9 protein-coding genes are annotated in these 17,606 nt (G+C 39.8%); 5 read left to right on the top strand and 4 right to left on the bottom strand.

Annotated elements, in window-relative coordinates; translation table 11 throughout:
- Positions 1–2 precede the first annotated feature (2 nt).
- The 4 genes from HPC41_RS02620 to HPC41_RS02605 form a co-directional block, all read right to left on the bottom strand.
- Complete coding sequence (locus HPC41_RS02620; RefSeq protein ID WP_172392425.1) at positions 3–1,457, bottom strand: RagB/SusD family nutrient uptake outer membrane protein; 1,455 nt, start codon at positions 1,455–1,457, stop codon at positions 3–5.
- Between the two features lie 4 nt (positions 1,458–1,461).
- Complete coding sequence (locus tag HPC41_RS02615; protein ID WP_172392424.1) at positions 1,462–4,956, bottom strand: SusC/RagA family TonB-linked outer membrane protein; 3,495 nt, start codon at positions 4,954–4,956, stop codon at positions 1,462–1,464.
- 164 nt (positions 4,957–5,120) lie between these two features.
- Entirely contained in the window at positions 5,121–6,248 is a 1,128-nt protein-coding gene (locus tag HPC41_RS02610; RefSeq protein ID WP_172392423.1) for a FecR family protein, read from the bottom strand.
- Positions 6,249–6,359: 111 nt separating this feature from the next.
- On the bottom strand, positions 6,360–6,932 hold the full coding sequence (locus HPC41_RS02605) for an RNA polymerase sigma factor (RefSeq protein WP_172392422.1): 573 nt from the start codon (positions 6,930–6,932) through the stop codon (positions 6,360–6,362).
- Between the two features lie 475 nt (positions 6,933–7,407).
- Between HPC41_RS02605 and HPC41_RS02600 the strand changes: the two genes are divergently transcribed.
- The 5 genes from HPC41_RS02600 to HPC41_RS02580 all read left to right on the top strand — a co-directional run bounded on the left by HPC41_RS02600 (position 7,408) and on the right by HPC41_RS02580 (position 17,604).
- Complete coding sequence (locus HPC41_RS02600) at positions 7,408–8,394, top strand: LacI family DNA-binding transcriptional regulator (RefSeq protein ID WP_172392421.1); 987 nt, start codon at positions 7,408–7,410, stop codon at positions 8,392–8,394.
- Between the two features lie 172 nt (positions 8,395–8,566).
- On the top strand, positions 8,567–10,918 hold the full coding sequence (locus HPC41_RS02595) for a GH92 family glycosyl hydrolase (RefSeq protein ID WP_172392420.1): 2,352 nt from the start codon (positions 8,567–8,569) through the stop codon (positions 10,916–10,918).
- A gap of 17 nt (positions 10,919–10,935) precedes the next feature.
- Complete coding sequence (locus HPC41_RS02590) at positions 10,936–11,655, top strand: basic secretory protein-like protein (protein WP_172392419.1); 720 nt, start codon at positions 10,936–10,938, stop codon at positions 11,653–11,655.
- A 10-nt stretch (positions 11,656–11,665) separates the two neighbouring features.
- Positions 11,666–13,969, top strand: coding sequence for a GH92 family glycosyl hydrolase (locus HPC41_RS02585; protein ID WP_172392418.1), 2,304 nt, complete (start codon positions 11,666–11,668; stop codon positions 13,967–13,969).
- Positions 13,970–14,685: 716 nt separating this feature from the next.
- Positions 14,686–17,604 (top strand): SusC/RagA family TonB-linked outer membrane protein, encoded by a 2,919-nt coding sequence (locus tag HPC41_RS02580; protein WP_172392417.1) that lies wholly within the window; start codon positions 14,686–14,688, stop codon positions 17,602–17,604.
- The last annotated feature ends 2 nt before the right edge of the window (positions 17,605–17,606 follow it).

Here is a 17,606-nt window from a genome sequence, read left to right as displayed (position 1 = left end):
GGTTAATTAATGGATTCAACTGTTGGCATGGGCAAGAGGTAATTGACCACTGCATTTGAAGGGGCAAATAATATTTGCGGTTTTGGGATATTCAGTCTTTTGTAAGCGTAATACGCCTGTCCTTCCCCATAGAATTCCTTTCGATATTCCTTGATAATCTCGCTCTGTAGGGTTGGCAGGTCTGCGGGTATTGATAGTCCGGAGATATTACGGTTCGCTCTAAAGGTTTTTAGATATTCCAAGCCTTCAGTGAAAGGAGCTGTTTCAGCCAATATCAAATAAAGTTCACTGGTGCGTATCATTGGCAGTTGTTTGTAATCGGTTAAAACAGTCACATTGTCGGCCGTAACCCAAAACTTTTTAATCACATTGTATCTGGAACCGTTGGTCAATGTAACAATATTCCAAAGTGAAGATTCTCTAAAATCAGTTCCGGTATTGCCGTATAGTTGATTTGTGATGGTTGTTGCAGATGTACCTTTGCGATAAGTTGCGTTGCCAAAGTTATCTGTATAGGTTGTTGCTAAATCAAAAGCGTACAGTCCGAATATCTGTTCAGAAGTGAGGATATAGTTGGTTGTGGTAAAGTCTTTCCCAGTGGCTAACTTGAATTTAACTTCTCCATCCGCATCTTTTGCGTCAATCACCTCCTTAGCGGCTTTATACGCATTGTCTTTGTCTCTATACCATAAACTTGCACGAGATTCTAACGCTTTCATCGCATAATAGTTCATGCGCATATTGCGATAGGACATGAAATCATCTAGTGGCTTGTAGTTGCTTGCGAATCCATTGGGATTTCTAACATCGTTCATCGAATAGGACAGCATGGGGTCAAATTCTTTGATAAGCTCTTCGGCTTGTTTTAGATCTGTGAAAATTTTGCTTTTATATTCTTCATAAGAAATATGTTGATGGATTTCTCTGTTAAATTCAGTTACATAGGCGAGCTGATTTCCGATCTCAGGTTCAGTTGGTATAGGGCCATAAAGGCGCATCAGATCAAAATGGATGTAGGCACGTAAGCCTAGGCATTCTGCTTTAATGACCTGATATACTCCTTCTGTCTTAAAGATGGATTTATTGGATTCTAGATTCTGAAGAATAGCATTTATTGCGGCAATTGTTGCATATTGTTTGGCAAATATCGCATTGAATTGATCAATTACGCGATTGTCAGAATAATTGAAAAGTCCGAGCTGTTGTTCCAGGGAATTCGTCGTTATATCCCAGCTCGAGATTAAACTTTCTATTGTGCCAAAAGTTAAGGCTTTCCCATAGGTTGTATTACTTTTTGCCGAAATATAAACGCCAGCCAAAGCATCTTTAAACCCCTGTTCTGAATCGAATAATTTATCCGCTGGTATTTGGGTTCGAGGTAAGACATCCAGAAATTTATTGCATGAACCTAAAAATAGGAAACTTACTAAACTCGTTAATATGATATATTTTTTCATTTTATTAAAATGTTGCGTTGAGACTAAAAGTTACCTGCCTTGAAAATGGATAATTTGTTCCTCGTTCTTGGCGAATACTCGAAATGATAAATGGATCAGATACATCCAGCCCTATATTGACGTTTTCGAACCCAATTTTCTTGACCCAATTCATGTAACGGAAATCATACTGGAAGTTGAAACTTCTCGCATAAATGGTGTTTTCATCTTGGACAAATCGCGAAGTTTTATAGGTTGGATTTGTGTTTAAGAGTCCTTTGAATGGTGCATAATCGCCGGGATTTTGCCATCGGCCAGTATAGACGCGTTCATCTACATTATATTTGTAACTGCTGGTTTCAACTCGTTCAGCCAAGGTTCTATTGTATGCCTGACCGCCAAAGCGATAACCCAGCGATGCTGTAAATGTAAATCCTTTGTAGCGTAACATTGTGTTGAAATTACCCCAAACTTTAGGATCTGTGTTTCCGACAGCAGTTACATCTTTTGACGCCCAGGTGTAAGTTGGTGTACCGTCAGCAGCGAGATAAAGCTCTTTTCCTGTGCTCGGGTCTATCCCGAGGGATGGAACTACCCAAATGGCGTTACTCGAATATCCCTCGATGTACATTTTGTTGGCATTATAGAGATCCCCCTGAAGTGTTTTTTGCGCGTCTTTTAAAGCTTGTGAGGTTTCAAGTACCTTATTTTTGTTATGCAATACCGAACCCGATACTGACCAGGTTAAACCGGTGGGCTTTTTCATCAGATAGACTGTTGCATATAACTCGAATCCTTTATTCCGTAATTTTCCGATGTTGGCTGTATAATAGCCTACACCACTGGATGCGGGGGTATTAATGGAGGAAACAAGGTCATTGGTGTTTTCAATATAATAGTTCGCCTGTAAAGTTAAATAACGGTCGAAAAGGTCGACATCTGTCCCAATATTGTATTTAAGCACTTGTTGCCATTTTAGATCCGGATTTCCGAGCCCCATGACATAAGCTCCCAGCCAATTATAATATCTATCGGAAGTGTAATAACCGTAAGTGGTCAAAGCCTGGTACGTATTGAATTTTGTAGACCCGGATGTCCCTACCGATCCACGCAATTTAAGGCGGTTGACGATTTCATTCTTTTTAAAGAACTTTTCTTCGTGTAAATTCCAACCCAGACCTGCTGACCAAAAAGGAGCGAAACGTTTATTGGCGCCAAACTGGGAAGAACCATCCATACGGAACGTTCCGTCGACAAAATAACGATTGTCATAATTATAATTTGCATTTCCAACAAAGCCAACGGTTCGATAGTAGTACTCATTACCTGAAGGTTTTCCATCCTTCATATATTGCAATGCCATCGATGGAAAATCTAGATCACTGTTTGGAAAACCTTCTGCGGCGTTTGTCAGTTGCGAGGTGTTATCCTGGAAAATATTTGCCTCGGTTCCGACAAAAATCTGATGTTTTTCTTTTATTTTTTTGCTGTAGGATAGATTTAAAGCTCCTTCATACTTCATTCCTCGATTGAGACCAATCCAATAAGCTCCTTTTCTAAAGACATCAACTCCAGTATAATTGGCAAAGTCAGTATGCTCTGCCGGTTTGAACGCATCTGACTGTTTATCCGATTTCGTAAAGCTGAATTTACCAATTAATCTTAATCCTTCTTGAATCGACCATTCTACAGCGGTCTGATTGGTAATATCTGTTTGTTCTCCTTTGTCAAATGTTTTTAGGCTAGCATTATACAAGGGGTTCGTTGGCAGGGTGGTCCATATATTTGAATAATCAGTTGTGCCCGGATCTCCCAATACTTTATTTACATTTCCATCTTTATCATAAGGGCGCCAATACGGATTGAGGTCAAAATAATCGCTGAATGATCCATATGGTGACTGTTGATTCTTAATATTATTAATGTTTAAATAGTTCCTAAATATTAAATTTTTGTAAGTATAAGATAGGGTGATAGATCCATTCAGTGTATTTCTAGAAGAGCCTTTCATTACACCGGCTGTATTGTTGTTTTGAATACCTGCTGAATATCGGAATTGGTTATCACCGCCTTCCAGTCTTAAATTACTTCTTAATGCATAGGAGGTGCGCAGTGGAATAGCCATCCAGTCCGTTTCTACGCCGCTATTAACTTCATCTAACAGAAAATTATAGTAACGTTTATTCGGAATGTCGGTACTTGCGTTCGGTGAGTCATAAAGGCCGGTAATACGTTCTAGCTCCAGTTTGTCTCTTGCATTAAGGAGGTGGTAAGCCGATAAGTCGGCATTTTCAACCTTTAGCTCTGATCCAAAACTTAGGCGTAATTTGCCCGGTCTCGGAAGTTTTGTTGTAATGACGATGACACCGTTAGCACCTCGGGAACCGTAAAGCGCAGTGGCGGCAGCATCTTTCAAGAGAGTAATCGATGCAACATCGTTTTCATTAATATCTATCAGTGCCTGAAGCGATGTCTGGAAGCCGTCTAAAACAATCAGCGGTGTGTTAAGCTGACTTGCAGATTCGCTCTGAATTTCATTCACATTGGGGATACTGGAGTTTCCACGCATCTGAATTTCTGGAAGTCGATTCGGATCATTACCGAAAAGATTATTCTCAATAATATTAAACGATGGATCGATATTCCGTAAGGATGTCACGAGATTTCTAGCACCGTATTGCCTGAGTTCTTTTGTTGTAATTGTACGTGATGCTCCCGTAAAACTTTTGTCCTCCTTCTTAAAAATACCTGTAGAAACAACCGCTTCCTCAAGAGCATTTTCCTGTTTTTTTAAGCGGATAACCATCTTATCTGGATTTAAGCTCGCTTTAATTTCCTGTCTTTCGTAGCCTAAGGAAGTTATGACCAGAATTTCGTTTAGTGAAGATATTGGCAATATGAAGCTTCCATCAGCCTGGCTCATTACACCTTTTCGTATGTTGTCTTTGAGGCGAATTGATGCTCCCGAAATTGGCTTTCCTTCGTTGTCGATGACTCGTCCTTTTACATATTGCTGCTGCATAGCCAATACGATCCTATCAACGTTGGGTGTTGCTATGGTAATTTGTTTGGGGTGCATCGCATTCTTTTTGATAACTACTGTTTTATCAAAAAAGTCATAAGACAGATTGGCTTTACCAAGGATTACATTTAATGCCTGTTTGAAGGGCATTTCTTTGATTTCCGCCGATAAATCAATGATCTGGTTTATCTCATTTTTCTTGTAAAAAAATGAATAACCACTTTGTTTTTCAAGGTTTTTCAGAATCGATTCCAAACTAGATTTCTGCTTTTTTAAGCTAATCTGTTGGGCATAGGTATGTGCGTCTACTTGTGACAGTCCTAAACCGATCAGTAGGGTGATTAAGTTGATCCTCATGAGAGATCTGGATAAGGCGCGCGCAAAAAGAGGCGTTGGTTTTTCATAAGTTCGTTGCACACCGGACGCTGTGTTAGCATCCAAGTGAGAAGCATGAAAATCTTTCTCCTTCTTAATGAACGGAGTTAAGGTAAATTTCATTAAATTCGTTTGGTTTTAACGTGTTAATAATTTAGAAGTTAGACGATACTTTAATACCAATAAGTTGGACGGGTTCTGCGCCAACAGGATCCGTCTTTTATTGCTATTAGTAGGCTCTTATTAGGGTGGGAATTTCTCGCTTTTCATTTCATTAATAAGTTTGGTTATGTAATGATTAAGTTAATTCTATTGTTTTTCCCAACAACTGCTTTGGTCTTGATGTCTGCATAATTCAACAGCGCGATGAGCTTGTCCAGGCTTAAATTTCGGGGGATTTTTCCACTATATTGATTAGCATTGCTTTTCGCATTATAAGTGACATCAATATCGTACCATCTCGCGATGTCTTTAAATACTGCTGCTGTATTGGTGCCATCAAAGCAAAATTGGCCGTTTTTCCAACCAATTACCTGATCTATATTGACGGTCTTCGACTTGAGTTTTCCATCCTCGGAAAATGCTTGCTCATTAGGTCTTAGCTTAACAGCACTGTTTTGTTCGGAAACAATAACTGAACCTTCCTGTAGACTGGTACGTACCACTTCCTCTTCCGAATAGGCATTAATATTGAATTTTGTGCCCAGTACTTTCGTCTGTTGATTTTTTGACTTAACAATGAAACTTTTATGGTCTTTTGTTTTTGTTACCTGAAAATAGGCTTCACCTTCCAACTCAACAATACGGTCTGCAGATTCAAATGAAGAAGGATAGGTTAGCTTTGAATCAGCATTTAGGCTAACCAAGGTGCCATCTGCTAGGACGAGCTCATATGTAGCACCCTTTGGTGTTTTTAATATGTTTTGCTGGCTAGCGATTTTTCCGGTTTTGGCATTTCGATAACTGACTTTTCCCTGGGCATCTTTTGTTAGAATTGTTCCTCCGACCTGGATACGTTGATTTAATGATAATTCATCTAGATTGATCTGCTTCCCGTCGGCCAGCGTGATAATTGCTTTTTCACTTCCTGGGGGAATCGACGCCAATAACTTATTCGAAGCAATGGGTTCGGCTGCGGGCCAGAATTTATAAGCGAAAAAACCGATCAGCAGTATGGCAGCAGCTGTACTGGCAAGCTGGATGTACTTTATAGTACTGGATTTTTTTTCTATTACGCCAATTTCAATGAGCAAACGATTTTTTACATTCTTTTGGATGTCCGAAAACTGCTCTTCGGGTATTTGATCGGCCGATTGCTGATCAAACCAATCAAAAAGCTGTTTACGTTCCTCAATATTTTCGGATCGGCTCAGAAAACTGCTTATCAGTTTATATAATTCTTTCACTTGCTTCATAAATCGCAACGTTATACTGGTTGGTTATAATACAAGTGATGTAAAAGAAGAGGAGCTTCTACTCAAAAAGTAAAAAAAAGTTTTTTTATTGAAATTGATGATTACGGACGCCTAAAAGAATAGAGTAAAGTGGAATAGATGACTTGTTGCTGTGCGTAAATGGCGAATAGCCTTGTTGATATGTTTTTCTACAGTGGATTCGCTAATTTCCAATTTTATAGCAATCTCTTTGTTACTCATATAATATTCCCGGCTCAATTTGAATACTTCCCGACATTTTTGAGGAAGATTTTCTACTTCTTTGACAACTATATCGATAATATAACGGTAATAGAGTCGATCTTCGATGTTTATGGATTGATCTTCAAATTCCAGATGTTCAAAGTCTTGGTAGGCCTGTATTTTCATTTCTTTGCGGTAATGGGCAAGCACCAAATACCGGCAGGAGCTAAATAAATACGCTGGAAGAGACTCTATTTCTTCAATTAACGCTCTATTTTTCCATACTGAAATAAAGAGGTCATGCAGGATATCTTCGGCTATTTCACGGCTGTTGATCTTTTTTGCAATAAAACAAGTTAGATCGGGGGCAAATAAATCATATAATAACGAAAAAGCACGCTGATCCCCTTGTTGTATAAGGGGGAGGAGATCTTGGTATTGATATGATCCAGTGTTTTTCATAAGGAACTAGTCGCCAGTAAATTTAAAAAAAAATTAACATTTTCATTATAATATTGATAAAGTAGCTCTGATTTTGTGTTCATTTTTAGACTTTTATTAAAATTCAACAAAAATTTAGATTTTTTAATTTGGATTAACCAATAACTCGTCATCGGTGAATAGGCTCCCAGTAGGTTTGAAAAATGGATTAAGTGTACACTAAGTATTGGTATAGTATCGCAGTGAAGCTACTTTAGCTAACGTAAAATGTTGTTATGCCGGAGCGATAAAAGTTTGGTAAATATGACTATGATCATCAAGGGTTCCCCATTATGTAGAAGGTTCTTTGTTGTCGCACGATGTTTTGGGAACAACGAAATGTTTAAAAAAGTATCCAGTTAATTCACGCAAACGATTATGTTGATATTCATTTGCCCCAATGGGAGCGTATTCTTCATTTTATTTTCTAATTTCACTTAATTTTATGAAATAGCTCATGGCCAAATCTATTAAAGAAATTGCACAGGAACTGAATGTATCCAAATCTACCGTTTCATTGGTGATCAACCATAAAGCCGAGCAGGCTCGTATCAGTAAGGAGCTTGAGAGGCGTGTGCTGGATTATGTTGAGAAAGTCGGGTACAAACCCAATTCGCTTGCAAAAAGCTTAGCGACAGGTCGTTCAAATACCATTGGACTGATTGTAGAAAATATTGGCGATTCTTTTTTTGGCCCTTTTGCGCTATATGTGGAAGAACTTTTGCGTAAGAAGAATTATCATGTGCTCTATAGTAGCACTTTGGGAGATCCCCAAAATGCACGGGATATCATTGATTTTATGCTTGAAAAAAAAGTTGAAGGCATACTCTTGGCACCGACCGTAAACTTGGACGAGCATCAACGAAAAGTCCTAGAATATAAAGTTCCTTTGGTTGTTTTCGACCGAAATTCACCGGAAGTAGCGACTCATTATGTGCATATTGACAACGGTGAGAGTAGCAGAAAGGCCTGTTTGCATTTGCACGAAATCGGATGTAAAAACTTTGGATTGATCACCATTGATTCGGATCAGCCTCAGATGCTGGCACGTAAAAATGCCTATTTGCAGTTTTGTGAAGAAACAAGCATGCAAGCAAGAATATTACATTTGTCCTATCAAAACCTGCGGCAGAAGGGTATGGCCTCTTTGCAGAATTGGGTGTCTAAAAATACCGAATTGGATGGTTTATTTTTTACGACCAATTATCTGTGTATCCTTGGTTTGAAATCGCTCCGGAGCGAGGAAGGGAAGAATTTTGATTTCCCATTGTTTTCTTTTGACGATCATGAATTGTTTGATCTATTGAATCCTAAGATCTCCTGTATCCGCCAGCCACTGGAACCGCTAGCAAAAACATGTGTAAAGGTCTTGCTAAAAGAAATAGACCGTGGCATTTCCATTCCCAGGGAATATGTGATTTCAACAGACTTGATTAAAAGATAATAATATGCTGCTTGGAGCTTTTATCCACTTCGGGATTGCCCCTATGAACGTAAGCCCAATTGTAAAAATCATAAGACGGTCACCTTAGAAAGTATCGAGTTTTTTTAAATTCATATTCTTTTTTATATCTTTACTAATACGTTTTAGTAGAAATATTTATATATCCTAAATAATGAAGAAATCGTTAAGTGTTTTTTTCGGGTCAATATTGTCCTTGGGTTTGTTTTGCGCAAAACCGGTTTTGGCTCAGAAGTTTAGAGGACAGCAACTAGAAGCTGTAGACCTGGTAAATCCTTTGATGGGTACTGAATCCAAATTTGAGCTTTCCAATGGTAATACTTATCCTTCCATTGCGAGGCCATGGGGGATGAATATGTGGACGCCACAGACAGGTAAAAATGGCGATGGCTGGCAGTATCAATATACCGCTGATAAGATCCGTGGGCTAAAGCAAACGCATCAGCCTTCTCCATGGATGAATGACTATGGTGTTTTTTCGATTATGCCTGTGACTGGAAAACCTGTTTTTGATCAGGATGAACGTGCGAGTTGGTTTTCGCATAAAGCGGAAATTGTTAAACCCTATTATTATTCCGTTTATTTGGCCGATCACGATGTGACTGCTGAGATGACGCCCACTGAACGCGCGGCGATGTTTCGTATCTCTTTCAATAAAACGGATGATGCCTATATCGTTTTGGATGCTTATGAGAAAGGTTCAGAAGTTCAGATCATCCCTGAAAAAAATATGATTATTGGTTACTCGTCGAAATACGCGCGTGGACCGCTGCCCGAAAATTTTAAGAATTATTTTGTACTTGTTTTCGATCAGCCTTTTGCTAGCGTTGCGACTTGGGAAGGAAAGGAAAAGAAAGATGGGCAGCTTCAAATCAAAGGTGACCATACTGGTGCGATCGTCGGTTTTAAAGTGAAGGATAAATCAAAACCTGTTCAGGTGAAGGTTGCATCCTCTTTTATCAGTGCTGAACAAGCCTTATTAAACTTAAACGAACTTGGCAATAAGTCTTTTGATCAAATTAAAGAAGATGGTCGCCAAATTTGGAATACTACCCTAGGTAAAATTAAGGTGGAAGGAGACGATATCGATCAGTTGCGTACATTTTACTCGACAATGTACCGTACGTTATTTTTTCCGAATAAATTATACGAGATCGATGCAGCGGGTAAGGTTGTCCATTACAGCCCTTACAATGGTAAGACACTTCCTGGGTATTTATTCGGCGGAACAGGTTTTTGGGACACATTTAGAGCCCTGTATCCTTTCTTAAATTTCATGTACCCTTCTATTAATAAAGAAATGCAGGAGGGTTTGCTCAATGCTTATCTGGAAGGTGGATTTCTACCTGAATGGAGTAGCCCGGGCTATGCTGATATCATGGTGGGTAACAACTCCGCTTCGGTCGTTTCTGATGCTTATATGAAAGGATTGCGTGGTTATGATATCAATAAGTTATACGAAGCTTTGCAGCATGGTGCCCATAATGAAGGACCTATGAGCGCTGTTGGAAGAAAAGGTGTTGAATACTACAACAGTTTAGGATATGTCCCTTATGATGTTAAAATCAATGAGAATGCTGCCCGTACCTTAGAGTACGCTTACGATGATTTTACAATATATCAATTGGCAAAAGCATTAAATCGTCCTAAGGCTGAGATTGACCTATATGCGAAGCGTGCCCAAAATTATAGGAACTTATTTGATCCTTCCACGAATCTGATGCGTGGTAAAAATAAGGATGGTAAATTCCAAGCACCTTTCAATCCATTGAAATGGGGGGATGCGTTCACTGAAGGTAATAGTTGGCATTACTCCTGGAGTGTTTTCCACGATGTACAAGGGCTGATTGACTTAATGGGTGGTGAAAAAACTTTTGTCAATATGTTGGATTCTGTATTCGTTCAGGCTCCAGATTTTGATGATAGCTATTATGGCGGTATTATTCACGAAATTCGAGAGATGCAGGTGGCCAATATGGGGCAATATGCACATGGGAATCAGCCAATCCAACATATGCCATACTTGTATAACTACGCCGGCCAACCTTGGAAAACACAATATTGGGTTCGCCAGGTCATGGACAGGATGTACAAACCGACGCCTGACGGTTATTGTGGTGACGAGGATAATGGTCAAACATCAGCATGGTATGTGTTTTCAGCTTTAGGTTTTTATCCCGTTTGTCCGGCGACAGATGAATATGTGCTTGGGGCTCCATTGTTTAAGAAAGCTACCTTAACTTTCGAAAATGGAAAGACATTGACCATAGATGCGCCTAAGAATTCGAATGAAAATGTTTATGTCAATGCTTTGCAGTTGAACGGAACAAATTATGGTAAAAACTGGTTGAGTCATAAGGCTCTCCATGAAGGTGGAAATCTTAATTTTGATATGAGCGCCAAACCGAACTATAATAGAGGTGCGACCTTAAGCGCTGCTCCATATTCAATGACAAGTGAATTGAAGATGGGCGGAAATTCCAAAACATCAAAAAACAAAAAATAAGTATTATAAACCTGATTATGAACTTTAATTATTTGAAAAAAACATTGGCTGTCGTAGGCCTATTGTATTCTTGTTCGGTATTCGCACAGGACAATTGGCAACATACAGAAAATGACCGTAAAGTTGCGGTAGATGTTGATAGTATTACCAAAGGTGGATATACATTGGTCTGGATTAATAAGGACAAGGATTTTAATCCGGCATTGAAGGAAAAACTAATAGCAGCATACTTTACCAATTATCCCAAATTGGCTAAGAAATACAATAAAAATACGAGAAAAAAAGTGTCTTTCGTTATTGATCCAGATTACAAAGGAGTAGCTGCAACAGCAGGGGGAATTGTACGGTATAGCCCAGACTGGTTTGCTAAAAATCCGGGTGATATAGATGTTGTTACACATGAAGTCATGCATATTGTTCAGGCCTATCCGGATGGAGCTGGTCCCTGGTGGATTACCGAAGGAATTGCGGATTTTGTTCGATTTGACGATGGAATAAACAACGCTGGCGCAAATTGGAAATTGCCGGAGTATACGGAGAAACAGAAATATACAGATTCATATCGAACAACGGCGCGCTTCCTTTATTGGATTAACAAAAATGTAAAAAAGAACTTTGTTAAAAAATTGGACGGAGCAATGCGCAGTAGAACGTATACTGATGATTTTTGGAAAGAGCAGACAGGCAAGACGATTGACGAATTATGGAGTGTTTACAGTCAAAATCCCAAGATCTAATCCTTAACAGATGAACATAAGAAGTTTAGTTTGTGTCGGTTTACTATGTGTCCCTTATTTCTTAAGGGCGCAGGAAACCAAATTGATCCAATACGTCAAACCGCTTATAGGAACCGCACGAATGGGGCATACTTTCCCTGGTGCGACAGTTCCTTTTGGTGCGGTGCAGTTAAGTCCAGATACAGATACCTTATCATATGCTGTAAATGGACAATATAATGGCGATGTCTATAAATACTGTGCCGGCTACCAATATGGGGATCCTACAATTGTAGGCTTTAGCCATACCCATTTTAGTGGTACCGGGCACTCTGACCTCGGCGATATTCTGGTGATGCCAACGCAGGGTAAGGTTCAGCTCAATCCTGGGACGGCAGATAGACCTCAGGACGGCTACAGATCACCTTATTCCCATGACAATGAACGTGCTGAGCCTAATTATTACAGTGTTTTGCTGGATAAACATCAGATTAAGGCTGAGTTAACGACAACGACACGGGTAGGGGTTCATCGGTATACATTTCCACAATCTGATGCCTCGCATCTTGTCTTGGATTTGACCGCCGGAATCTATAATTATGATGGTAAAAATGTTTGGACCGTTGTTAAAGTGCTGAACGACTCTACATTGGTAGGGTATCGCCAAACGAATGGATGGTCCCGGACACGCACTGTGTATTTTGCGATAAAAACATCCAAACCATTCAAAAATTATGGTGCTAAATATGAAGATGGGAAATCGGTATACAATGGTTTCTGGCGCAAGTTTGACCAACAGCATAATTTTCCGGATCTAGCGGCGCATAATATTAAGTTGCATCTCGATTTTGATACCAAAGCGCAGGAATCCATTTTGATGAAAGTAGCGTTGAGCCCGGTGAGCATGAAGAATGCGCTCAGTAATATGGACGTCGAGACTCCAGATTGGAATTTTGACGGTTATGTAAAAGCCGGACAAGGTGCCTGGGAGAAAGAACTTCGCAAGATTGAAGTGGATATGCTAAATAATGAGGATCTCGTCAACTTCTACACCGCGATGTACCATGCCAGTCTTATGCCTACCATTTATATGGATCAAAACGGTGAATACAAAGGGTTGGATCAGGAGATCCATCAGGCTAAGGGTTTTACGAATTACACATCGTTTTCCCTCTGGGATACATTTAGGGCGTTCCACCCACTTTTGAACCTGATTAACCCCTCACGCAACGCAGATATTGTTTCATCCATGATCGCCCATTACGATCAGAGTGTATTGAAAATGTTGCCCATTTGGTCGCACTATGCCAATGACAACTGGTGTATGAGCGGTTATCATTCGGTATCTGTTGTTGTGGATGCCGTATTGAAGGGCGTGTATAAGGGCGATCCTGAGGTTGCATTACACGCATGTGTACAAACTGCAAATACGCGTAATTATGAAGGAATTGGTGCCTATATAGATAAAGGGTATGTTCCGGATGATGTGTCGGGCACCTCTGTCTCCAATACCCTGGAGTATGCTTATGATGATTGGTGTATTGCTCAATTGGCAAAAAAGCTAGGGAAAGAAGATATTTATAAAATCTTTTCAAAGCGAGCGGAGAGTTGGCGGGCGCTTTATGACCCGGCAATTGGTTTTATGCGTCCAAAAAGCTCCCAAGGAAAGTTTAAAGAAAAATTTGATGTCTTAGATACACATGGACAGGGATTTATAGAAGGAAATTCTTGGAACTATAGCCTGTATGTACCGCATCAACCAAAAGAAATGATGCAAGTTATGGGCGGACAAAAGAAACTGGAGACTTATCTGGATTCTTTATTCACAATGGAACTGCCGGATAAATATTTTGAGCATACGGAGGATATAACACGTGATGGTATTATTGGCAATTATGTACATGGAAATGAACCTTCTCATCATGTGGCTTATCTGTATAATATTACCCAAAGCCCCTGGAAGGCGCAGGCAAGATTGCGTCAGATTATCCGGAATCAATATCATAATGGGCACACTGGTTTAGGTGGAAACGATGACTGTGGACAAATGTCTGCCTGGTATCTTTTTACTGCGCTGGGATTTTATCCTGTTGCGCCCGGAGACGATGCATATTGGATTGGCAGCCCGTTGGTGAAATCTGCGAAGATCAACCTGGAGAATGGAAAAAGTATTTCTATTACTGCACGTAATCAGTCTGAAAAAAATGTATATGTCAAATCCGTAAGATTGAATGGCAAGCTTCTGGATAATTTGAAAGTTTCGTATAACAGCTTAATGAATGGGGGGGAACTGATTTTTGAGATGGCAAATAAACCGCAAAAAGAGAAACGCTAATTCAGGTAATGTAATAGGAGGAAAGACCGATCAGAAAATGATCGGTTTTTTTTTGTGTTCTTTAGCTGTCTACTTTTTATGGTTATGCAGTTCATATGAATTCAAGCCAGCGTGCATAATGAAAGCCGTCTTTGAAGACATCTCCTGGCTAGCCTTACGATGGTATTCGGGATCAGCACTGTCAATAAAGATGGTAAGAGAGCCTCGACTCGGCGTGTTAGGATCTAAAAGTCCGTGTTGATTGGAATGTTACAATTTGTAAAAAATTTAATCGAACGATTTTTTTAGCAAAATCAGCTGTTTTCAATTCATAAACTGGCTTTTTGAAATGAAAATAGCTTAATGCCACGAGCTAAACCAGTTTAGCATGTTTGAAAAAATTGAATAAAAATTTTTTTTTCTCAATTTTCTATATATCTTCAATATAACCAAGAACGCGAAGTGCCGACCAATTAAGTAATAAACCCAGTTTTGACAGAACAGTAATGTGTGTTGTGCTAAAACGTTTTTTATATAAACTTTAAACCTTAAATTATGAAAGTAATCCTATTTGATTCTGCATAAATGATTTTTGAGAAAGAATTTGACCAATTTTCTTATCTCGAAAAAAAGAACCACAAAGTGGCCTCTGATTCAGGGGCACTTTAACCAACTAAACTAGAAAAGTAAAATAACCTAATTATATCATTCATATGTACATGATTAAAAAGAGGTGTTTGAGTGGACTTGTTGTCTTGGGATGGTCCTGTACTTGCTGTTCTCTTGTTTCTGGTCAGGATAATAAGCAATTATCGCCCTCCGATAGTCTTAAACTTCAGATTGGAACGGTGAAATTAGATTCCGTATTTCAGATCAAAACGAGTCAGGTCAATCCGATTGAAATCAAGAAGCGAAGTTTGTTGCCCTATACGTCCCTGCAGCAATATTTGAAAGGGAATAATACAGGACTGCATGTCACAGAGCCGTCTGGAGAGCCCGGGACGAAACAACCCATGTATTTCCGTGGGGTTTCTCGACCATTGCTTTCTGATATTGATGTGTTTCAAAACCAGCCTTTGGTGGTCGTGGATGGTATCCCATTGGTCGGGGAGCATCCGTTCGCTTATGCCGTGCAGACTTACGACCTCGAACGCATCGGTCCAGCGACCAATCTTTTCGCTAATATCAATATTGATATGGTCAAGTCGATCGAAGTATTGAAAGATGTCGCTGCAATGGCTATGTACGGCCCCAATGCTGCCAATGGAGCAATTGTCGTGCAGACGAAGGAACCTAAAGCGGACAAAACAAATCGTATTGCTGTCAATATGTATACTGGATTAGCGCAACGGCCGCAGGTGACCACAATCAACGGTGAATACGAAAATAGATTCAGAAAACAGTTTTATGACCTGTATACATCCAATGGCCGATACGATGATGGCGATTCCTATCCTATATACTTGAGCGATTCGCTTAACATGAACTATTTTGGTCAGTCAGATTGGACCGATTCTTATTACAACAATGGCTTGGTATATAATTTAAATGCCAATCTTTCTGGAGGTGGGCCACGGGCAAATTTTCAATTTGCAGCAGGATCGACCCAAGACAAAGGTGTTGCGGATAAGGTAAAACTAAATAAGTATTATGCGTTGTTTGGTTTAAACATGCGACCTCTTACCTGGCTGACCTTCTCCATGCAGGCCAATATCTCCAGGTTGGACCGGAATCGGAATCTCAATATGAGGGATAGATTTGCACAATTGGCTTATTTTCCGGATCTGTCCGCCCCTCTTTCACCAAATAAAGAGGTATACAATGAGTATTTAAGTTACTATAAAAAAGGTTTCGATAACAATAAAACCAACGTTGTACAAGGGTATGGAAAGCTGCAATTGGATTTTGGAAATTTCCACTTTCTAACAACGGGTATGGTCGATTACAACGAGGGCTATAGAGATCAGTTTTACCATAGTAAATTGATGGAATCCAATAATTTCGCGTCCAATTATTATGGTTATAACCAACGTGCAATTTTCGACAATAAGGCTTACTATGATTGGAAAATTGATGATAAAAACAGCCTGAATCTTTTGATCGGAAATAGCCTGCAATGGGACACTTATCGTTATAATTATGCATATGCTTACAAAGGAGTAAACGATTTTATCAAGGTGAATCTTTTGGAGGATGATCCGCTCAAGTCAAATTATCTGGAGGCTACGGCTTACCCTAAGGCACTTATATTTAAGTTTTTGGATCGCATACGCCATAATTTGGTCTCCTTCTATGGGCGGGCAAATTATAATTATGATAAAAAGGTTGATGTTTCACTCCTGTTGAGAACAGATGGTTCTTCCAATGCACAGCCGGATGCACGCTGGATTTTTACGCCTTCGCTTTCAGCGAATTGGAATATTAAAAACAGTTATTTCGTTTCCGATAATAGCTTGAAAGATCTGACCGCCAGATTTAGCGTCGGACGCATCGGCGTGAGTAACGTGTTTGATGATTTTGCGCAGGGACCCAATTATGTTGCTCAAATGGGATTTACAGGTAACCAGCTGATCGCAGGATATAATGCAATCGCTGGGCTGGTACGTCCCTATGAATCGGGATGGGTAGGCTACAATATCCCCTGGGCTTACACAGATCAGGCTAACCTGGGTATAGACTATGCCATTCAAAAAAGAAATATTCATGTTTCTTTGGACGTTTACCTAAAACAGACTAAAAACCAGCTAATTAATATTCCGTCTTATAGCGAATATGGCTATAAATCCAGTTACATGGCAGGAATGGATGTTCAAAATACAGGTGTTGAACTTACTGTTGGACTCGATCCGATCCAGTCCGACCGGTTTAAATGGTCCACGGCACTCAATGTTTCACACAATCAGAATAAGCTCAAGGCACTACCTAATGATTTGGAACAGCTCGTCATGGGCAATAGCCTGTTGGAGGTTGGAAAATCCCTTGACCAATACTGGTTGCTTTCTAATACAGGAATTTATAAAACGGATGCCGAGGTGCCGCAGGGGATGACTTATAATTCTATTCAATTGCGCGCCGGAGATCCAATATGGAAAGACCAGAATGGGGATAACCGGATCGATGATAGTGACCGGACCTTGCAGGGGCACCGCTTACCCTTATTATTTGGTAATTGGTCTAACAATTTTGTGTTTGGGAAATGGGATTTAGGGATCAATATGTACTACAATATTGGACGCGAACTAATTAATCAAGAAATGGTGACCCGATTTGACTTTATCAATAATGAAGGTGCTAAAAAATTAGATGCGATCAAGGAGGTCACATATTGGGAAAAAAGAGGCGATTACAGTAAGTATCCATTATACAATCCTTGGAGTTCCGTCATTCCTTATCAGGCGGATCAGGATCTGTTTTTGGAAAATGCTTCTTTTCTGAAGATACGCGCAATTACACTTGGTTATGACCTGACTTCGCTTTTGGGCGGGCGGCAGCAGCGTATTCAGCGTGCCTACGCTTATGTTTCTGCGAATAATGTGGCGACAATAACATCCTATAGTGGCGTTGATCCGGAGATTGTGGATTATACCGGCTATGATATTGGATCCAAAATGCGGATACCACGCATCTATACCCTCGGTATTAAAGTTGACTTTTAAAC

The sequence above is a fragment of the Sphingobacterium prati genome, from assembly GCF_013167215.1.
Lineage (GTDB): Bacteria > Bacteroidota > Bacteroidia > Sphingobacteriales > Sphingobacteriaceae > Sphingobacterium > Sphingobacterium prati.
This window is presented reverse-complemented; position numbering and strand designations above follow the sequence as displayed.